Source organism: Asaia sp. SF2.1 (genome assembly GCF_000505765.1).
In the GTDB taxonomy this organism is placed as follows: domain Bacteria; phylum Pseudomonadota; class Alphaproteobacteria; order Acetobacterales; family Acetobacteraceae; genus Asaia; species Asaia bogorensis.
On the sequence record NZ_AYXS01000002.1, the window covers coordinates 24,002 to 43,258 of the forward strand.

Annotated in this window: 17 protein-coding genes and 1 other RNA gene; 14 read left to right on the forward strand and 4 right to left on the reverse strand. The window is 60.4% G+C overall.

Annotated elements, in window-relative coordinates:
- Positions 1 to 115 precede the first annotated feature (115 nt).
- Positions 116 to 328 carry a DUF2945 domain-containing protein gene (locus tag P792_RS23005; protein ID WP_023977611.1) on the forward strand — a complete coding sequence of 71 codons (213 nt, stop codon included), beginning with the start codon at positions 116 to 118 and terminating at the stop codon, positions 326 to 328.
- A gap of 5 nt (positions 329 to 333) precedes the next feature.
- Positions 334 to 801 carry a DUF3465 domain-containing protein gene (locus P792_RS39740; protein ID WP_031239991.1) on the forward strand — a complete coding sequence of 156 codons (468 nt, stop codon included), beginning with the start codon at positions 334 to 336 and terminating at the stop codon, positions 799 to 801.
- Between the two features lie 102 nt (positions 802 to 903).
- On the opposite strand, the gene clpA is transcribed toward P792_RS39740, so the two are convergent.
- Positions 904 to 3,240, reverse strand: coding sequence for an ATP-dependent Clp protease ATP-binding subunit ClpA (gene clpA, locus P792_RS23015; RefSeq protein WP_031239993.1), 2,337 nt, complete (start codon positions 3,238 to 3,240; stop codon positions 904 to 906).
- 115 nt (positions 3,241 to 3,355) lie between these two features.
- Positions 3,356 to 3,784 (reverse strand): ATP-dependent Clp protease adapter ClpS, encoded by a 429-nt coding sequence (clpS, locus tag P792_RS23020; RefSeq protein WP_235075383.1) that lies wholly within the window; start codon positions 3,782 to 3,784, stop codon positions 3,356 to 3,358.
- A gap of 256 nt (positions 3,785 to 4,040) precedes the next feature.
- Between clpS and P792_RS23025 the strand changes: the two genes are divergently transcribed.
- The 9 genes from P792_RS23025 to P792_RS23060 all read left to right on the forward strand — a co-directional run bounded on the left by P792_RS23025 (position 4,041) and on the right by P792_RS23060 (position 13,895).
- Positions 4,041 to 5,159, forward strand: a complete 1,119-nt coding sequence (locus P792_RS23025; protein ID WP_023977616.1) for a D-alanyl-D-alanine carboxypeptidase family protein — start codon at positions 4,041 to 4,043, stop codon at positions 5,157 to 5,159.
- 121 nt (positions 5,160 to 5,280) lie between these two features.
- Positions 5,281 to 6,072 carry a type I methionyl aminopeptidase gene (map, locus tag P792_RS23030; RefSeq protein WP_031239998.1) on the forward strand — a complete coding sequence of 264 codons (792 nt, stop codon included), beginning with the start codon at positions 5,281 to 5,283 and terminating at the stop codon, positions 6,070 to 6,072.
- Between the two features lie 39 nt (positions 6,073 to 6,111).
- On the forward strand, positions 6,112 to 7,926 hold the full coding sequence (ggt, locus tag P792_RS23035) for a gamma-glutamyltransferase (protein ID WP_023977618.1): 1,815 nt from the start codon (positions 6,112 to 6,114) through the stop codon (positions 7,924 to 7,926).
- Positions 7,927 to 7,983: 57 nt separating this feature from the next.
- Positions 7,984 to 8,080: signal recognition particle sRNA small type (ffs, locus tag P792_RS36375), an RNA gene on the forward strand.
- A gap of 32 nt (positions 8,081 to 8,112) precedes the next feature.
- Positions 8,113 to 10,224 carry a DNA polymerase III subunit gamma/tau gene (locus tag P792_RS23040; RefSeq protein ID WP_023977619.1) on the forward strand — a complete coding sequence of 704 codons (2,112 nt, stop codon included), beginning with the start codon at positions 8,113 to 8,115 and terminating at the stop codon, positions 10,222 to 10,224.
- Positions 10,225 to 10,242: 18 nt separating this feature from the next.
- Positions 10,243 to 10,566 carry a YbaB/EbfC family nucleoid-associated protein gene (locus P792_RS23045; protein ID WP_023977620.1) on the forward strand — a complete coding sequence of 108 codons (324 nt, stop codon included), beginning with the start codon at positions 10,243 to 10,245 and terminating at the stop codon, positions 10,564 to 10,566.
- Positions 10,567 to 10,623: 57 nt separating this feature from the next.
- On the forward strand, positions 10,624 to 11,220 hold the full coding sequence (gene recR / locus P792_RS23050) for a recombination mediator RecR (RefSeq protein WP_031240002.1): 597 nt from the start codon (positions 10,624 to 10,626) through the stop codon (positions 11,218 to 11,220).
- Positions 11,217 to 11,975: an SDR family oxidoreductase gene (locus P792_RS23055; protein WP_081866685.1), complete on the forward strand. Its 759-nt coding sequence runs from the start codon at positions 11,217 to 11,219 to the stop codon at positions 11,973 to 11,975. Before recR ends, P792_RS23055 begins: the two co-directional genes overlap by 4 nt.
- A 30-nt stretch (positions 11,976 to 12,005) precedes the next feature.
- A complete protein-coding gene (locus P792_RS23060; RefSeq protein WP_084331023.1) occupies positions 12,006 to 13,895 on the forward strand; it encodes a glycosyltransferase family 2 protein in 1,890 nt (629 codons plus the stop codon).
- A gap of 35 nt (positions 13,896 to 13,930) precedes the next feature.
- Here P792_RS23060 and P792_RS0117775 read toward each other — a convergent pair whose 3' ends face one another.
- Together P792_RS0117775 and P792_RS0117780 are read right to left on the reverse strand one after the other, a co-directional pair.
- Positions 13,931 to 14,509, reverse strand: coding sequence for a hypothetical protein (locus P792_RS0117775; protein ID WP_023977624.1), 579 nt, complete (start codon positions 14,507 to 14,509; stop codon positions 13,931 to 13,933).
- A complete protein-coding gene (locus tag P792_RS0117780; RefSeq protein WP_031240006.1) occupies positions 14,506 to 14,832 on the reverse strand; it encodes an FYDLN acid domain-containing protein in 327 nt (108 codons plus the stop codon). The genes P792_RS0117775 and P792_RS0117780 overlap by 4 nt, the downstream gene beginning before the upstream one ends.
- Positions 14,833 to 15,014: 182 nt before the next feature.
- On the opposite strand from P792_RS0117780, the gene aroA reads away from it, so the two are divergent.
- The 3 genes from aroA to rpsA all read left to right on the forward strand — a co-directional run bounded on the left by aroA (position 15,015) and on the right by rpsA (position 19,181).
- Entirely contained in the window at positions 15,015 to 16,358 is a 1,344-nt protein-coding gene (gene aroA / locus P792_RS23065) for a 3-phosphoshikimate 1-carboxyvinyltransferase (RefSeq protein ID WP_023977627.1), read from the forward strand.
- Positions 16,358 to 17,023 carry a (d)CMP kinase gene (gene cmk / locus P792_RS23070; protein WP_023977628.1) on the forward strand — a complete coding sequence of 222 codons (666 nt, stop codon included), beginning with the start codon at positions 16,358 to 16,360 and terminating at the stop codon, positions 17,021 to 17,023. The genes aroA and cmk overlap by 1 nt, the downstream gene beginning before the upstream one ends.
- 463 nt (positions 17,024 to 17,486) lie before the next feature.
- Positions 17,487 to 19,181 (forward strand): 30S ribosomal protein S1, encoded by a 1,695-nt coding sequence (gene rpsA, locus P792_RS23075; RefSeq protein WP_023977629.1) that lies wholly within the window; start codon positions 17,487 to 17,489, stop codon positions 19,179 to 19,181.
- Positions 19,182 to 19,257: the final 76 nt, after the last annotated feature.

Consider the following 19,257-nt stretch of genomic DNA (forward strand, 5'->3'; position numbering starts at 1 on the left):
TTTTTTTGTGTCTGTTCGGTTGGCAAGGCAGGCAACATTCGTGCCTAGCCCTGCGTTCGGCTTGCACAGGATTTTCTTTTCCAACCGCCCGCCGGGCCAAGCAAGGACAGGCATCATGTCAGCGAAGGACTTCAAGAAGGGTGATGACGTCACCTGGAAGACGAGCAACGGCGAGACCGAGGGCCATGTGGTCAAGACGGTTACAAAGCCGATGAAGATCAAAAGCAACGAGGTGAAAGCGTCCAAGGACAATCCCAAAATTGTGGTGGAGAGTGACAAGACTGGCGCGAAGGCCGCGCACAAGCCAGACACACTGCACAAAAAGTGACGCAGATGCAGGTTCAATCGTTTCGGCGCTGGAGAGGTGCTGCGCTTGCCGCTCTGGCTTTCGCTGTGGCTCCCGCCATTGCGCAGGCAGCAGACGGCCAGTGTGATAACGCGAAATTCCAAACAGATCAGTCTGGTTTTCTGCAAACAGGTCCGACGCGTGTCGACCTGCCTGAACACGTCTGCGGAAAGGTCATGTCGGTCACCACGCGGTCGCGTCATACGCGCAGCGGTGTCCATGGCTACTTCATCATGCAACTGGCGCCTGGGCAGGCCATTCGCATCGTGTCTGATCTTGACCGCATGAACGCACCCGCATGGCCATGGGTCAAGCCGGGCGATCAGGTCGAGGTCGTGGGCCGTTACTATTTCGACTCTGCGCGCAGTCAGGGCATTGACTGGACGCATCACGGCACAGGCCGACACTGGGCAACGCCCGGCTATGTCGTCGTGAACGGTACACGCTACGAATAAAAAAGCGGTGGGGTTTTCCCACCGCTTTTTCTTTTGGGCTCATGTGAGCTTGTTGTTTCTTTGCCACTTGTTCGGCGGGATACCGAGGTAAGGGGGCTGCGGTCAGTTATCGCTGGTCGCTTCCGACTTCTCGTCGGAATCTTCTTCGCCATTCTTCGGTGTGGCTGGAGTAGCCTCAAGGAAGTCGAAGTGCAGCGCGTTGTCCTTGAGACCGATGCGCACCGCACCGCCATTCGCCAAGGCACCGAACAATAGCTCCTCCGCGAGGGGCTTCTTGATCGTGTCCTGAATGACGCGCCCCAACGGACGTGCGCCGTAATGGCGGTCATAGCCGCGTTCAGCCAGCCATTCCTTGGCCGCGGAACTGATCTCGATCGTCACATGGCGATCCGCCAGTTGGGCTTCAAGCTGCAGCACGAACTTCTCAACCACTCGGCCGACAGTCTCGGGTGTGAGATTGGCGAACGGAATGATCGCATCCAGGCGGTTGCGGAATTCCGGGGTGAACAGGCGCTTGATGGCGTCTTCATCCTCACCCACACGATCCGTTCGGCCAAACCCGACAGCTTCCTTGCTCAGATCGGCCGCGCCCGCATTGGTCGTCATGATCAGGATGACATTACGGAAGTCGATGGTCTTGCCGTTATGGTCGGTCAGACGGCCATGATCCATGACCTGAAGAAGGATATTATAGAGTTCGGGATGCGCCTTCTCGATTTCATCGAGCAGAAGCACCGCATGCGGATGCTGGTCGATCGCATCGGTCAGCAAACCGCCCTGATCGAAACCCACATAACCCGGCGGCGCACCGATCAGGCGTGAAATGGAGTGACGCTCCATATATTCCGACATGTCGAAGCGGATCAGTTCGACACCCAGCGAGGCGGCAAGCTGCTTCGCTACTTCGGTCTTGCCCACGCCAGTCGGTCCGGAAAACAGGTAGTTTCCGATAGGCTTCTCAGGATCACGCAGACCGGCACGGGCCAGCTTGATGGCGGAGCTGAGGGCTTCGATCGCCGTATCCTGACCGAACACCATGTTCTTTAGATCACGGGACAGGAGGCGAAGTGTTTCGCGGTCATCGGTTGAGACCGATTTGGGCGGGATACGTGCGATCTTGGCCACGATCTCTTCGATATCCTTGAGCGTGACTGTCTTGCGGCGCTTGCTTTCGGGCAGGAGCATACGCGACGCACCGGCTTCATCGATGATGTCGATTGCCTTATCCGGCAGCTTGCGGTCATGCATGTATTTGGCCGAGAGCTCGACGGCTGCCTTCAGGGCGTCATCGGTGTAACGGACCTTGTGATGGCGCTCGTAATTGCCTTTGAGTCCGCGCAGGATCTTGATCGTATCGCTGATCGAGGGCTCGGGCACGTCGATTTTCTGGAACCGGCGCACCAGCGCACGGTCTTTTTCGAAGTGCTGACGGTATTCCTTGTAGGTGGTCGAGCCGATGCAACGCAGCGTACCGGCTGCCAGTGCGGGCTTGAGCAGGTTGGACGCATCCATTGCCCCACCCGACGTCGCACCAGCACCAATCACAGTGTGGATTTCATCGATGAAGAGGATGGCGCCCGGCGTCTGGTCCAGCTCTGTCACTACCGCCTTGAGACGCTCCTCGAAATCACCGCGATAGCGGGTGCCAGCAAGCAGCGCGCCCATATCGAGCGAGAAGATCGTTGCATCGAGCAACACCTCTGGCACATCGCCCTCGACGATGCGCTTGGCAAGCCCTTCGGCAATAGCGGTCTTGCCCACGCCCGGATCACCCACATAGAGAGGATTGTTCTTGGTCCGGCGGCACAGGATCTGGATCGTCCGCTCAACCTCACCGTCACGCCCAATCAGCGGGTCAATCTTGCCTTCCTCGGCACGCTTGTTGAGATCGACGCAATAGGCGGCAAGCGCTTCCTGCGGCTTGGTGGCCTTGCCCTGCTTCTCCTCACGTTCCCCTTCCTCCTTGTCGCGCGAACCGGTCGGGGTGCGGCGGCTGGACTTGTCGGGTGCCTTGGCAATGCCGTGAGAGATGAAATTGACAGCATCGAGCCGGGTCATGTCCTGCAACTGCAGGAAATAGACGGCATGGCTTTCGCGTTCGGCAAAGAGCGCAACCAGCACATTGGCGCCCGTCACCTCATCGCGGCCCGTCGACTGCACATGGATGGCCGCCCGCTGAATGACACGCTGGAAAGCCGCTGTCGGCTTGGGCTCGGTGGGGCGGTCGGAAGCAAGGCCCGCCAGATCCTTGTCGAGAAACTCGGTCAGATCGGCACGGAGCTTCTCAAGGTCGATTCCGCAGGCCTTGAAGACCGTCACCGAGTCCGTGTCTTCGGTCAGAGCCAGCAGCAGATGTTCGAGGGTTGCGTATTCGTGGCGTCGCTCACCGGCGAGGGTGAGAGCGCGATGGAGCGTCTGTTCGAGCATACGAGACAACATGGGGGCGCTCCTTGAGGTCAGGCGTGACGGGTCAGCATGACAGGATGTAGGCAAATAATGGGTTTGTAAAAGGGTCTCTCCTGCCGTTTCCCCGGCAAGGCCGAATAATTTCGATTCAGGCTTTCTCGATCATGCATTGCAGCGGGTGCTGGTTCTGTCGTGCCAGATCCATCACCTGGGTTACCTTGCTCTCTGCCACCTCAAAGGTGAAGACCCCGCAGACGCCCACGCCTTTTTTATGGACGTTGAGCATGATGTTGGTCGCCTCCTCGCGCGATTTGGAGAAAAAGCGTTCCAGAACGTGCACGACGAATTCCATTGGCGTGTAGTCGTCATTCAGCATGAGGACCTTGTACATCGCCGGACGCCGCGTTTCGGGGCGTGCCTGGATGACGACGCTGATATGCGACTCGTCGTTATTGCCATCCTTGCGCGGTGGATCGTCCTCGCCCGCCAAATGAGGCAGGGTAGGGGCGGGGGTCACCGAGGCGTCGGCTAACCGGGTTCCTGAAACTTCTGTGCGGTACGGCATGATCCAGACCATATGGGATCGACAGGGCGTTCGCAAAGATCAATCGTGTGTTTTGCTGGCTCTCTGCGGGCGTATCGATGCGATGAAAAACGGGTTTCTGATGCCCGAATGAGGGTTGAAATACGTTCTTGGGCGTCAATTGCGGTTATTAAGCGCCCTTTACCTTATTTTTCCCTCAATTGTGGCAGATCATCGTGGACGGTTTGAAATGTGTCAGTCTATGATACGAATTAACGCCAGATTCCCGGGGGCACGAGTGACCTACTGCATGCAGTCCGCTACCAAGACGAACCTGATCAAGGTCACCCGGGCGGGCAAGGCGCGCAAATGGTCGGTGTTCACCCGCGCGCTGCTCGGCGCAGGACTGGGGCTGGGCACTGTCGCGGTCTCGGCGCCGGCACATGCTCAGTATGCGGGCCATGTCAGTTCCTATGTTGTGGACGTGAATAGCGGCGCTGTGCTCTCGCAGGTCGATCCCGACCTTCAGCGTTATCCGGCCTCTCTGACCAAGCTCATGACCCTGTATATGGCGTTTCGCGCCATGCGTGCGGGCGAAATCGCGGCTGATACCCCGGTTCCGGTCTCTATCCACGCTTCCATTCAGGCGCCTTCGAAGCTCGGCCTGGTTCCCGGCACGCATTTCGTCGTGCAGCAGGCGATTCTCGGCCTCGTCACCAAATCAGCCAACGACGCTGCCTGCGCGCTCGGTGAATTGCTGGGCGGAGGCGACGAAGTCCGTTTTGCAAACATGATGACGCAGCAGGCGCGCGCACTGGGTATGTCGAATACGACGTTCCGCAATGCTTCGGGTCTGCCTGACCCCGATCAGGTGACGACGGCGCGCGACCTTTCCATGCTGGCACAGCATCTGGTTCAGGATTTTCCCGAATATTACCACTACTTCTCAACGCCCATGTTCGCTTTCCATGGGCGCATGATCCCGAACCATAACCCGATGCTCAAAACCTATGCGGGTGCGGACGGGATGAAGACCGGTTATACGGATCTGGCAGGGCATAATCTGATCACATCCGCCCAGCGCAGCAATGTACGTCTTGTGGGCGTGGTGCTGGGCGCGCGCTCCAATCCCCAGCGCAACGCGATGATGGCGAACATCCTCGATCAGGGTTTTGCGGCGGAAGGTGTGGCCCCCATGGCCCCGCTGCATCCCCCGGTTGTTCTGGCACGCAACACGCGCCGTCACGGGCATCTCTCTGCCGGGTCCGCTGCTGTTCTCGAAGTGGCCGAGGCGCCGACTGGCCCGCGCCGCTATCAGCCCCTTGCGCATGGTGCCAAGCACCACACAGTCGCGTCTGCAAAGCTGCGTATGGCTACGTCGCGTCATGTTGTCTCGACCCGGAAGACGAGCCGCCACCAGAAGGGTTGATCCAGTCAGGCGATAAAAAACGACGATCCGGCCTTGCTCCTCATGCCCCGGCAGCGCATTTTCTCTGCATCATCCGTGAAGTAGACAACATGAGCGGGAGCAACAGCAGGGTATGGACAGTATGGCGCACGACCACGGGATCACGATTTACACTGAGGACGATTTTGTTGGCCTGAGAAAAGCGGGTCAACTCGCTGCCGCCACACTCGACATGATCACACCCTATGTCGTGCCCGGCGCCAAGACCGATGATCTCAATCGTCTGATCCACGAATACACGCTCGATCATGGGGCGGTTCCTGCACCACTGAACTACCGTGGTTTCCCGAAATCCTGCTGCATCTCGATCAACCATGTCGTCTGTCATGGCATCCCTGGCGAGCGCTGCCTCAAGGATGGCGATATCGTCAATATTGATGTCACCTCCATCATCGATGGCTGGTATGGCGATACGTCGCGCATGTATCTGGTGGGGAACGTGCCCCGCAAAGCTGTCAATCTGGTTGATGCAACCTACAAGGCACTGATGCTTGGCATTGCGGAAGTTGCGCCGGGCAAGACGCTTGGTGATATCGGGCACGCCATCCAGAGCTTCGCCGAGGGGCAGCGACTTTCGGTCGTGCGCGATTTCTGCGGGCATGGCATCGGGCGTGAATTCCATGCCGAGCCGCAGGTTGTGCATTACGGCAAGCCTGGCAAGGGGCTGAAGCTGAGAGAAGGCATGGTGTTCACGATCGAACCCATGCTCAATCTGGGCAAGGAAGGCACCAAGACGCTCGAAGACGGCTGGACAGCCGTGACCCGTGATCGTTCCCTTTCCGCACAGTTCGAACATATGCTTGCCGTAACGAGTGAGGGATGCGAGATTTTCACGCTCTCGCCTGCCGGCTTTACCAAGCCGCCTTACGTCTGAAGCCAAAGGCTTCTGTCTGATCTGCAAGGAACGATTTACGTGAAGCGTGTCTGCACCCGGGTTGCGGCCCTGCCGCTCCTCCTCGCCAGCATTTCTGTCTCGAGTCTCGCCCAGGCTGCGCCAGCGGCCATGCCCTATGACCCGCTGGCCTTCGGCACGGTCAACCCGGCGCTAAAGCCCGCAAAGCCGGTTGTCGGAACGCGCGGCATGGTCGTATCGGCCCAGCATCTGGCGTCGGAGGCCGGGCGTCGTATTCTGGCGTCGGGTGGCAATGCGGCTGATGCTGCCGTTGCGGTGGGGTATGCGCTTGCGGTTGTCTATCCGGCCGCCGGCAATATCGGCGGCGGTGGCTTTATGACCCTGCGCCTGCCAGACGGCAAGACGACGTTCATCGACTTCCGTGAGCACGCGCCGCTCGCTGCCACGGCCACGATGTATCAGGACGCACAGGGCAAGGTTGACCCCAAGGCCTCCATCGAAGGATGGCGGGCAATCGGCGTGCCGGGCACAGTTGCCGGGCTGGACGAGATCCAGCGTCGCTGGGGCAAGCTCAGCCGTGCTCAGGTCATGGCGCCGGCCATCGAGCTGGCGGAGAAGGGCTTTGTGATCGGGCAGGGCGATGCCGATCTGCTGCACACCAGCACCGCGGCCTTCCAGAAGGATCCGCATGCATCGAAGATCTTTCTTCGGCCCGACGGTACACCGCTTCAGCCGGGCGATCGACTGGTGCAGACAGAGCTTGCCCGCACGTTGCGGAGCATCGCGAGCCAGGGGCCGGACGTGTTTTATAAGGGAGATATTGCCCAGCGCGTCGTAGCCGCCAGCAAGCAGAATGGGGGGATTCTGAGCCTCGCCGATTTTGCTGCCTATCACACGCGTGAGCTGGAACCGATTCATTGCAGCTATCGTGGCTATGATATCGATACAGCCCCGCCTCCCAGCGGTGGTGGCGTGGCCCTGTGCGAAATGCTCGACATTCTGTCTGGCTATGACATGAAGCAGCTTGGCCTGCGCACGGTGGCTGGCGTTCAGCGTCAGGTAGAGGCCATGCGCCATGCCTATTCCGACCGCCGCGATCTGGGCGATCCGGACTTCGTGAAGAACCCTGTCGCCCATCTGATCGACCCGGCCTATGCGGCCGCCATTCGTCAGGGAATTCCGCTCGATCACGCTCTGAATTCCGATGCGCTGGTCGCGGGCGCTCCCCTGCCGGGCGTCATGCAGGCCCAGCCTGCCGAAGATCACGAAAAGCATGAAACAACGCAGTTCTCTGTAGCTGACCGCTCAGGCTTTGCCATTTCCGCCACCTACACGCTCAATGGCTGGTTCGGCGCGGGTGTTATCGGTGGGGATACCGGCTTCTTCCTGAATGACGAGATGGATGATTTTGCCGCTAAGCCGGGCAGTGCCAACATGTTTGGCATTGTCGGGTCCGAGGCCAATGCCATCGCACCGGGCAAGACCCCTCTGTCATCCATGGCCCCCACGATCATCACGCATGAGGGCAAGCCTTTCATGGTGATCGGCAGCCCCGGCGGTTCACGCATCCCCACCATCATCCTGTCTGTCGTGCTCGGGGTGATCGATGGCGGGCTGGACATCCAGCAGGCCGTGGATCTGCCGCGCATTCATGAACAGTGGAAGCCCTCGGCAATCGAGCTCGAACCGCGAGCACTCAGCCCTGATGTGATGCAGCAGCTTCAGATCGAGGGATACGCGCTGTCGCCGCATCGCCCCTGGGGTGTCGCCGAGGGAATTCTGTTCGGGCGTCCATCGGTTGCGGCGCCTGCAAGCGGCAAGCTTTATGGGGGCTGGGATCGACGCCATGAAGGTGGCGGCGCAAGCGGATTGTAAAAAATCCTGATCCTACCTCTTGCGCATGAGAGGCAGAATGGTGTTAACCCTGCACCGGGAGGTCGGCCTTGGACGGACGGCTTGCGAACCCGGTCAGGTCCGGAAGGAAGCAGCCGCAGTGAGTTTTGTTCGGGTCATGTGTTCGGCCTCCCACCCTCTGAAGCAGCCGGTCTCGTCGCACGAGTCATGACGCCTTCAGATACCCCCTCCCACGATGACGATATTCCGCTGCCCCCGGTTGAGGCTGGCGGATTTTTCGATGCGCCGCAGGAAAGCCCCGTTGAAGCGGCTGCTCCTGCACCGGCAGCGTCCGCGGCACCCGCGCGGGATAAAAACGAGCGCAGCGGGCCCTATCGTGTTCTCGCCCGCAAATATCGCCCCCAGCATTTCGATGACCTGATCGGGCAGGATGCTACGGTGCGTATCCTGCGCCGTGCCTTCCAGCTGGGCCGCGTTGCTCATGCCTTCATGCTCACCGGCGTGCGCGGCGTGGGCAAGACCACAACGGCGCGTATCATCGCCCGTGCGCTCAACTGCATTGGCGTCGATGGGCAGGGTGGCCCGACCGCTGATCCTTGCGGTGTCTGCGCCAATTGCACGGCCATTCTCGCCGATCGTCATCCCGATGTGCTCGAGATGGACGCCGCATCACGGACGGGCGTGGACGATATACGCGAGATCATCGAGGCGACACGTTTCCGCCCGATGCAGGGGCGCATGAAGGTCTTCATCATCGATGAGGTCCATATGCTCTCACGCAACGCCTTCAATGCGTTGCTGAAAACCCTCGAGGAACCGCCCGAGCAGGTAACCTTCATTTTTGCGACGACCGAACTGCGCAAGGTGCCGGTGACCGTGCTGTCGCGCTGCCAGCGATTCGATCTGCGCCGCGTGCCGCAGGAGATGCTCATGCAGCATTTCGCGGGCATTGCGGAGAAGGAGTCGGTCGCGTTTTCGGAAGAGGCGCTCTCCCTGATCGCACGCGCTGCCGATGGCTCTGTGCGTGATGGGCTGTCTCTGCTCGATCAGGCGATTGCGCAAGGTGAGGGCGAGGGGGCCGAGCGCATTGAGGCCCCCATGGTCAGCGCCATGCTGGGGCTGGCCGATCGTCAGCTCGTGTTCGACCTGTTTGAGATCCTGATGCAGGGCAAGGCCGAAGAGGCCCTTGCCATAAGTGGTCAGGCCTATGCGCAGGGGGCTGACCTTGGCATCCTCCTCGCCGATCTGCTTGATCTGATCCATGTGATCTCGCGTCTCAAGGCCATCCCGTCGCTGCGTCACAGCCGCGAATTGCCGGAGGCCGAGCGTGATCGCGGGGCCTCTCTGGCCGATCGCCTGCCCAATGCTGAACTCGGTCGCGCCTGGCAGATCCTGCTCAAGGGTATTCAGGAGGTCGAGCAAGCCCCTGATCGACGTGCTGCGGCGGAGATGGTGCTCATACGTCTGTGCTATGCCAGCACCCTGCCGACGCCGGATCGCGTGGCACGCATGGTCATGCAGATGCAATCCGAGGACCGCCCCGCCGGTGATATGGACAGGGAAAGTCTGACAGGTTCCTCGGGAAGTATGACCAGTCATGGCGCCGGATTGGTTTCCGCACAGGCGAGCAGTTCGCAGGGAATTTCGGGCAATCAGGGTGGTGATGACCGCCCCAGGGCGGCCTTGCGTTTGGTGGCTAATGGGGGTGTGGCTTACGACCCTGTCTCCAGTGCCGTGGCTGTCCCCGCGCCTGTTCTGACCCCGGTACAGCCAGCGCCGCAGGGTGAGGAGGCAGATGCTCTCCTGCTGCCCCTGCGTTCATGGCGTGAGATGGTCGCTTTTGTCGCACGCCAGTCCGAAGCCATGTTGCATGGCATGCTGCGCCATTCGGCGCATCTCGTGCGCTTCGAGCCGCCGCGTGTGGCCATACGCATGGCCCGTGGAACGCCACCGCGTATTGAAACCCGTCTGCAATCCCTGCTTGAAAAAGCCTATCCGGGGCAGTGGCAAGTCGAAGCCTCGGATGAAGAAGGCGAGCCGACACTGGATGAGCAGGGTGCAGAGATCGTGGCCCTGCGCCGCGAGGAACTGCATGCGCACCCGCTGCTGCGTGCCATACTCGACGTGTTTCCCGATGCCCGTGTTGGCGAGCCAAAGGATCTCTCGCTCGACGAATACGGGCTTCCCCCCGAAGAGCTTGAAGAGCCGGAGAGCTGGACGGCAGAACCTGCCGTGCCCGATCTGGACTTTGCGCCCCTCGATGCCGATCTGATGGATGACGATGACTGGCACGATTTCGGTGGCAGCTCTTCTTTCTGACCTCAAGGACAAGACATCATGAAAAATCTCGCAGGACTGATGAAGCAGGCCTCACAGATGCAGTCGCGCATGGAAGAGGTGCAGAACACGCTCAATGCGCTCACGGTCGAGGGCTCCTCGGGCGCCGGGCTCGTAAGCGTAACCCTCAGCGGCAAGGGTGACATGCGTGGCCTGCGTATCGATCCGAAGCTGGCGGACCCGAATGAAGTCGAGATGCTTCAGGATCTGATCATCGCGGCTTTTGCCGATGCCCGCAGCAAGGTCGAGGCAGCCAATGCCGAGGAAATGCGCAAGGTCACTGGCGGGATCGATCTGCCGGCTGGCATGAAGTTTCCTTTCTGAACCTTAGAGACCTGAAACCGTCATACCGGTTGTACTGAGCAGGAGCGCACAGCCATGATGGGTGGTGGCGATGTCGAGAGGCTGATCCAGCTTCTATCCCGTCTGCCCGGATTGGGGCCGCGATCGGCGCGCAGGGCCGCCCTTGTGCTCCTGCGTTCCCCGCAGACCAGGCTTCTTCCACTGGCCCAGGCCATGGAGGCCGCAGCCCATTCCGTGCGCAGCTGTTCCATTTGCGGCTCGCTCGACAGCAGCGATCCTTGCAGCATCTGTGCCGATCCGGCGCGGGACAAGGGACTGATCTGTGTGGTCGAGACAGTGGGCGATCTCTGGGCGCTTGAGCGCTCGAGGCTGCATCCCGGCACCTATCAGGTGCTTGGCGGCGTGCTCTCGGCGTTATCCGGCACCGGTCCTGAGGATCTCAACACGGCGTCGCTGCTGGCGCGGGTGGAATCGGGTCAGGTGCGTGAGGTTATCCTTGCGCTGGGGGCTACAGTCGAGGGAGCGAGCACGGCGCACTGGTTGCAGGAGAAGCTCGCTGCCTTTGATGTGACCGTTACACGCGTCGGTCACGGCGTGCCGATCGGTGGTGCGCTCGATGTGCTGGATGACGGCACATTGGCTGCGGCGCTCTCCGCCCGGCGTCCCGCGCAATGAAAACGACCTCTGCGATATCTCTCCCATCGGGTATGCCCCGGGCGGCATTGATCACAGGTGGGGTGCGGCGCATTGGTCGGGCGCTGGTCGAGGCGCTGGCAATGGAGGGATTCTCGGTTGCCATTCACTGCCGCTCTCATGCGGATGAGGCGCGAGCCCTGCTGGCCACACTTGACGTAACGGGATGTGTTCTGGAGGCCGATCTCACGGATGAGGCGCAAACGGCCCGGTTGATCGGCGATGCCACGAAAGCGCTCGGGCCTCTGGGTGTCCTGATCAATAACGCCTCTGCTTTCGAGCGGGATGAGTGGTCCGACGTCACGCGCAGTTCGTGGGACCGGCATATGGAAACCAATCTGCGAGCGCCGTTCGTGCTGATGCAGGAATTCGCGCGTCTCTTGCCTGAGACGGCGCGAGGGATGGTGCTCAACCTGCTGGATCAGCGTGTCTGGAACCTGACGCCACATTTCATCAGTTACACCCTCTCCAAGGCAGGGCTCTGGACCCTCACCCAGACCATGGCGCTTGCTCTGGCGCCGCGCATACGGGTCAATGCCATTGGGCCGGGACCGGTCCTTCCGGCGGCAGGGCAGTCACAGGATCATTTCGACAGGATGTGTCAGAATGCGCCTCTCGGTATTGGCGCTGATCCGCAGGAAATTGTCACAGCCGCGATAGCTTTATTGCGAATGCCTTCAGTCACGGGCCAGATGATTGCGCTCGATGGTGGGCAGCATTTACAGTGGCGCCCATAACATCAGAATATAAGAGGCGCATAACTCCCCATGACTTCACCGACCTGCCGTATGGCTGATGGAGAGCGCTTCGGTTTCACAGTATCCCGGGTCCGGACACATCATCAAACCTATCTGGACCTGAATAGTCGTGATCACAGGCTGTCGCACAAGGCCCCGTCCGCCCTGACAGGCGAGACGCTGCTGATCACCTGGTCCTTCATGCCGGAATTCGCTCTACTGGTTGCGAGTGATGGGGCTTGGCCCGAGGCGCTTTCCAGTGGTGATACCAAAGCTTGGTGCCCTGCCTTTATGGCGCTGTCCGTGATCGACATGCAGGCAGGTCGTCATGCGCTCAAGAAATTCGGGAGACCCGAATTTCTCACGGCTGAAATCAATACGGGTCTGATCCACGACAACCGGCCGACCATATCGGATTGGGAGCTTTTCGAGTTCGAGTCCGTCAGAAAGCCGACGCCGGTATTATTGGGCGACTTCGCCGAGCAGTTCGGCATCATGCTTCATGCGCGTCACGATGCTGTGGCGGCTTTGCATGCGCTGCTTTCGGCTCCCGTGTGCTTCCTGCCTGCCCTTTTCGATATCCTGCTGACCATTTTGCGGCCGGATGTCCTGAAGGCTTTTGTGGCGTTATTCACCACCGATCTTGCCCGGGCCGTTGACCCTGCTACACGTGATGCCTTGCGCCTTCTGGCTGCCTTGCCAGGCGGAAAATGGATCGCCAGCGCCCTGCAGGATCTGCACGAATGGAAAAACGGTCGCATCCGCGCCTGCCTGAAGGCCGATGAGAGCTATGATTTTCTGGGCCTGCATGACCAGCGTGGTCCGGGCAGTGCCTATCACCTCGGCTCTAGGCTGCTGGGTGAAGCACGTCGTGCGGTCGTCCCGAACCACAAGCTGGCTGTTCTGGCGACGGCGCGTGATGAAGGGCTTTATCTGCTGGAATGGATTGCCCATCATCGTCGCATCGGTGTCGAGCAATTCTTTATCTACACGAATGATCTGACCGACGGTTCAGAGGTGATGTTGCAGCGCCTGGCCGATGCGGGTGAGATCGTCTGGATTGACAATACCGGGGCCGCTCCTGCGCGGATCAACATGCAGGATAAAGCCTATTATCACGCCCTGACCATCGTGCCGGAATTGCTCGATTATCGGTGGTGCCTTGTGCTTGATCTCGATGAAATGGTGCTGCCCGGTGCCCATGTGGATTACAGCCTGCCGCCGCTTCTCGAGGCCCGTGAGCATGAGGGCGCCGAGGCGGTTGCCATCTCATGGCGCGTGTTCAATTCGAATGGTCACCTGACCTGGGCACCTGGCCTCTCTTCTGAACGTTTTGTTGAGACCGAGCGCCATCCGCTTATCAAATCGGTATTCCGCACCGGTCTTTTCTGTGGCGCCTCGGCCCACCACCCGGATGGAAAGAACAGGCGCGTCATCCCGTTCCTGACCATTGACGGGGAGCGTCATCGTGATGGTGATTTGGGCGAACACGATATCAATTTTGCCGTTCGCCCCACCGTCAATGCGATGATCTGCCACTATCATGTTCGCTCGCTCGAGGAATATGTGTGGAAATTCGCCCGCGGTGAGAACGACGGTAATGGTGTGCTCAAGATCAAGCACTTCCGCTACAATAATCCTGGTATCTTCAACCTCTTCACCACACGTTTCGACGCTGGCGGCCCCAAGCCGGCTCTGCCTCTCGCCGAGGATGTGCGCAGGGGTATCCGGCGTCTCTCCCGTCTGCCTGGCGTCGCCAAAGCCCACGAGGAGATTGAGAGACGCTTTGCAGAGCAATCACGGGATTATGTGGAGCAAAGTGCGGCCATCATGAAGGAAGATGATCGTATCGATGTCGAAACACGGGAGCGATGGTGCGCTCTGGTTGCCCAGTGGCGCGATATGCGCGGCGTTTCGTAAGGGAAGCGACGGGCCAGACCGCGACCGGGCACGGCTCAGGGGTGGGACTGGCGAGCAGGCGACACAAGCCCTGCAAAACCCGAGGCTAGATAGTTCTCCACCACCAGTGAAAAGGGGAGGCCGTCAGCCCCCCGTGTGAGCATGGCGGTGTTGCGCAGCAGGATATCCGGCGGAAGGTTGTCGCGTTCGCTCCGCAACGCCTCCCGTTTGAAATGCAACGCTGCCACCACATGGCCAAAAGGCAGGGTGGTGGTGTCGAGCAGCGTGTTCATTGCGGGTTCAAGACGCTCAGGCACATACCAGTTCCAGGCATCCGAGAGCACATGGGTCCCGCAGCGCAGGCTGACATGGCGCAGCCGAATATGCTCATGCGCACTCAGCGAAAAATGGGTCCTGAAGGGCGCGGGCGGCGGCAGATTGTCAGTAGGTAGCGGAATGGCCGTGATTGCCACGCCAGGCGCGAGACGCCTGCAATAGTCTTGCAGCACTTTTGTGGCGCTGGGCTCGGCACGAAGGGCGCGGCCCAGTTGATCGGCCGCCTCGGCGTAGGAGAAGGAAGGGGCCATGCACAAAAGAAAAAAGCCGGTCAGACCGGCTTTTCCCAGGGAGATCAATTTTCGTTATCGTCGTTGTCGGTGGTGACTTCGATCTCGGAACCGAGATCATCATCGTCATCATCGAGATCCGATGCGTCTTCCATCACATCGTCATCGCCATCTTCATCGGCGTCGAGATCGACATCAATGTCATCCTCGTCGCTCTTGGGATCATTCTTGGTCTGATCCGCGGGGATGTCGCCACCGCGCTTGGGCTGGGGCAGATCGCTGGGCTGTTCTGCGCCGCATTTGGGGCAAATCGCGGGAGCGCGATTCAGGTCGTAGAAACGTGTGCCGCAGGAGACGCAGACGCGTTTCAGACCGAGTTCTGGTTTTGCCATGATGACTACCTGTCGATCCTGAACCGGTTGAAAAGGGAAACGGCTTGTGCCGCGAAGCACGGGGCCATGCCAGCTTGTGCCCGCAATGTCAAATGCCATCGGGGATTTTGATGTCAAAACCTGACGTGAAACCGGTCTCAGCAATTGACAGGAAGGGGGCTCGCATCGGAATGAACGCTATCATGGAACATCATCCCTCCGCCCCCGTCATTCCTCTTTCCGTAGCGCGCAATCCTGGCCCGCTTCGGGGTTCGATTCGTGTGCCCGGCGACAAGTCGATCAGCCATCGCGCCCTGATGCTGGCGTCTCTTGCCAGTGGGCGTACTATCGTAACCGGCCTGCTGGAAGGTGAGGATGTGCTGCGCACGGCCGATGCCATGCGCGCCCTCGGTGCCACAATCACCCGAGAGACGGATCGCTGGGTCATCGAGGGCAAGGGGGTCGGTGCGCTGAATGAGCCGGACGACGTGCTTGATATGGGCAATTCCGGCACGGCCGCCCGCCTCTTGTCAGGTATCCTGTCCAGCCACGCCATCACCAGCTTCATGACGGGCGATGCCAGCCTGCGCAGTCGTCCCATGCGCCGCGTTACGCAGCCGCTCTCGGCCAACGGGGCCTGTTTTGCCACCAGACATGGCGAAAAGCTTCCGATGGCCATCATCGGCACGGGTGAGGCTGCATCGATTGCCTATCGCCTGCCGGTTGCCTCAGCGCAGGTGAAATCCGCTATTCTGCTGGCCGGGCTCAATGCAACGGGCAGGACCAAGGTGGAGGAGCCCGTGGCGACGCGCGATCACACCGAGAACATGCTGCGCCATTTCGGCGTCGAGGTTGAGGTAGGGCTGACCCCGACAGGTGGTCGTATCATCACCCTGCAGGGACCTGCACGTCTTGCTGCCCGCGATGTTGTCGTGCCGGCTGATCCGTCATCTGCGGCGTTCCCCATCGTGGCGGCCTGCCTCGTTCCCGGCTCGGAAGTCCGACTGCCCGGTATCGGGCTGAACCCCTTGCGCACCGGTCTGTTCACCACATTGCGTGAGATGGGCGCATCGCTCGAGATCGAGAATGAGCGCATCGAGGGTGGCGAGCCCGTCGGTGATCTCGTGGTGCGTGCCTCTGCCCTGCAAGGTATCGACGTGCCGGCCAATCGCGCGCCCTCCATGATCGATGAATATCCCGTGCTGGCTGTGGCCTGTGCGTTTGCCACCGGCACATCGCGCCTGCGCGGTCTTGAAGAACTGCGCGTGAAGGAGAGCGACCGCCTTTCTGCCACTGTGGCGCTGCTCAAGGCCAATGGCGCAACGGTACGTGTCGAGGGTGATGACATGATCATCGAGGGACGCGGTGGCGCTGAAGGGCTGGGGGGCGGTCTGGTGGAGACACGTATGGACCATCGTCTGGCCATGAGTGCCATCGTGTTCGGCCTTGCTGCGGAGAAGCCCGTGATGGTGGATGACACCGGCTTCATCAATACGAGTTTCCCCGGCTTCGTGTCGCTTATGACGGCTCTGGGGGCTGCGCTCTGATGCGCCTTATCATTGCTGTTGATGGCCCGGCTGCGGCGGGCAAGGGGACGTTGGCCAAAGCGCTTGCTGCGGCACTGAGGCTGCCTCATCTGGATACAGGGCTGCTTTATCGCGCTGTCGCCCGTCAGATGATCCTCAAGGGACTGGACCCGGCTGCCGATAGCGGCGAGCAGACGGCGCAGGCGCTCCAGCCCGAAGATCTGCTGCGTGATGACCTGCGTGTGCCGGAAATCGATCGCGGCGCAAGTTCGGTAGCCACACAGCCCCCTGTACGCTCCGCCCTGCTTCGGCGTCAGCGCGAGTTTGCGACAGCCAGCGGTGCGGTGATTGATGGGCGCGATATTGGCACGGTGGTTTTCCCCGATGCCGACCTCAAGTTTTTTGTCACTGCCAGCGCCGGGGTCCGTGCCCTGCGTCGCTACCAGCAGCTTCATGGGACAGGCGCCCGTGATGAAAGCGCGCTTTCTGCCCTGACGGCAGAAATCAGCGCACGCGACCAGAAGGATGCGGAGCGCCCGGTTTCTCCGCTCCGTCAGGCTGATGATGCCGTTCTGATTGAAACAGATGACATGGATGCCGGGGCTGTTCTGGCCCACGCCCTGTCGATCGTCAGGTCTCGTTTTCCGGCCTGCGCCGGAAGCCTGCAATCTGGCCGGGGCGGGTAGGGGGCTTTGTCCTTCGACCCTGTTCCCGGCAGATAGATGACGGGTAGGGACGCATCGGACGCCTTCTGTGCACGGATCGCTTTCTTGCACCGTCATCGCACTCATACCATCGCCGGGGCGTCCTGCAGCGCGAAAGCACCCCTGTGCCTACAGGTGTTCGACTTCATACGCGGCGCATGACTGAACGGCATGATCGGCGGCACTTGCGATCTGAGACGGAGTCGAGAGCTCGCACCCGATTTCGGCCCGGAAATACAGGTTTTTGTTGACAAGCACCCCGCTGCGGGTGTCTGACCACGGGCAGCGTAACGCCACCTGCGCTATCCGTTCTCCCGCGCCTTGCGGGCGATCTTTCCCTGAAGGCTCATGGGTGGCCCAGGATCATCGAGCAAGCCGTCCGGCCAAGATGTCGGGCGCAGACATTGGCCCGGTCTTCACGATCGGCCCAGGATTACGAAAACACATGGCTTCAGCCACCAACACCGTCGAAGACTTTGCTGCTCTTCTCGACGAGACCCTCGGCCAGGACACGGGCTTTGACGGCTCGGTTGTCACCGGTCGCGTTATCCGTCTGACGGACGAGTATGCGATTGTCGATGTCGGCCTCAAGAGCGAAGGTCGCGTCTCGCTCAAGGAATTCGGACCGCCGGGCACCGCGCCTGACGTGCGTCCGGGCGACGTGATCGAGCTTTATGTCGAGCGCTACGAAGACCGTGACGGCTCCATCGTGCTGTCGCGCGAGAAGGCCCGTCGTGAGGAGGCATGGACCTCGCTCGAGCGTGCATTCGCGAACAACCAGCGCGTCAACGGCACGATCTATGGTCGCGTCAAGGGCGGCTTCACGGTTGATCTCGGCGGCGCCATGGCGTTCCTTCCGGGCAGCCAGGTCGATATCCGCCCCGTGCGCGATGTTGCTCCGCTCATGGGCCAGCCCCAGCCTTTCCAGATCCTCAAGATGGATCGCGCTCGTGGCAACATCGTTGTCTCGCGTCGTGCCGTTCTTGAAGAGACCCGTGCAGAGCAGCGCTCCGAGCTGATCCAGGGCCTGAAGGAAGGCATGATCCTTGATGGCGTCGTCAAGAACATCACCGATTACGGTGCGTTCGTTGACCTCGGCGGCGTCGATGGCCTCCTGCATGTCACCGACATTGCCTGGAAGCGTATCAACCACCCGTCCGAAGCCCTGCAGATCGGCATGCCGGTTCGCGTTCAAGTCATCCGCTTCAACTCCGACACGCAGCGTATCTCGCTGGGCATGAAGCAGCTTGAGGCTGATCCGTGGGAGAACGTGGCGATCAAGTATCCGCCGGGTGCCCGCTACTCCGGTCGCGTCACGAACATCACCGACTACGGTGCATTCGTTGAACTCGAGCCCGGCGTTGAAGGTCTGGTACACGTTTCCGAGATGTCCTGGACGAAGAAGAACGTCCATCCGGGCAAGCTTGTCGCGACCTCGCAGGAAGTCGACGTCATGGTTCTCGACGTGGATAGCGCCAAGCGTCGTATCTCGCTCGGCCTGAAGCAGGTTCAGCGCAACCCGTGGGAGCAGTTCGCCGAAGAGCACAAGGTCGGTTCGACCATCGAAGGCGAAATCCGCAACATCACCGAATTCGGTCTGTTCGTGGGTCTCTCTGCCGACATCGACGGCATGGTGCACATGTCTGATCTTTCCTGGGACGAAGCCGGCGAAGCAGCCATGGCGAAGTTCGAGAAGGGTCAGGTCGTTCAGGCCAAGGTGCTCGATGTGGATCCTGAGAAGGAGCGCATCTCGCTCGGTATCAAGCAGCTTCAGGAAGACCCTGCAGCCGATACCCTGTCGCGCGTCCACAAGGGCGACATCGTGACCTGCCTCGTGACGTCGGTTCAGACCAACGGCATCGAAGTGAAGGTGGACGACGTCCTGACCGGCTTCATCCGCCGCGCCGAACTGGCTCGTGACAAGGCCGAGCAGCGCCCTGAGCGCTTCGCGGTTGGCGAGAAGGTCGATGCGAAGGTTGTGTCCGTTGATCGCGCTTCGCGCAAGCTGGCCCTGACCATCCGCGGCCGTGAGGTCGAGGAAGACAAGGCAGCCATCAACGAATACGGTTCGTCCGATAGCGGTGCATCGCTCGGTGACATCCTCGGCGCTGCTATTCGTCGTCGTAATACCGAAGTGTAATCTGTCGTCAAAACGCAGAAACACTATGAAAGGGCTGCTTCGGCAGCCCTTTTATTTTTTCTTGTTAAACTGACAC

Coding starts and splice junctions, on each gene's coding strand:
- P792_RS23005 (WP_023977611.1), top strand. CDS start 116: ATGTCAGCGAAGGACTTCAAGAAGGGTGATGACGTCACCTGGAAGACG.
- P792_RS39740 (WP_031239991.1), top strand. CDS start 334: ATGCAGGTTCAATCGTTTCGGCGCTGGAGAGGTGCTGCGCTTGCCGCT.
- clpA (WP_031239993.1), bottom strand. CDS start 3,240: ATGTTGTCTCGTATGCTCGAACAGACGCTCCATCGCGCTCTCACCCTC.
- clpS (WP_235075383.1), bottom strand. CDS start 3,784: ATGGTCTGGATCATGCCGTACCGCACAGAAGTTTCAGGAACCCGGTTA.
- P792_RS23025 (WP_023977616.1), top strand. CDS start 4,041: ATGCAGTCCGCTACCAAGACGAACCTGATCAAGGTCACCCGGGCGGGC.
- map (WP_031239998.1), top strand. CDS start 5,281: ATGGCGCACGACCACGGGATCACGATTTACACTGAGGACGATTTTGTT.
- P792_RS23040 (WP_023977619.1), top strand. CDS start 8,113: ATGACGCCTTCAGATACCCCCTCCCACGATGACGATATTCCGCTGCCC.
- P792_RS23045 (WP_023977620.1), top strand. CDS start 10,243: ATGAAAAATCTCGCAGGACTGATGAAGCAGGCCTCACAGATGCAGTCG.
- recR (WP_031240002.1), top strand. CDS start 10,624: ATGGGTGGTGGCGATGTCGAGAGGCTGATCCAGCTTCTATCCCGTCTG.
- P792_RS23055 (WP_081866685.1), top strand. CDS start 11,217: ATGAAAACGACCTCTGCGATATCTCTCCCATCGGGTATGCCCCGGGCG.
- P792_RS23060 (WP_084331023.1), top strand. CDS start 12,006: ATGACTTCACCGACCTGCCGTATGGCTGATGGAGAGCGCTTCGGTTTC.
- P792_RS0117780 (WP_031240006.1), bottom strand. CDS start 14,832: ATGGCAAAACCAGAACTCGGTCTGAAACGCGTCTGCGTCTCCTGCGGC.
- aroA (WP_023977627.1), top strand. CDS start 15,015: ATGGAACATCATCCCTCCGCCCCCGTCATTCCTCTTTCCGTAGCGCGC.
- cmk (WP_023977628.1), top strand. CDS start 16,358: ATGCGCCTTATCATTGCTGTTGATGGCCCGGCTGCGGCGGGCAAGGGG.
- rpsA (WP_023977629.1), top strand. CDS start 17,487: ATGGCTTCAGCCACCAACACCGTCGAAGACTTTGCTGCTCTTCTCGAC.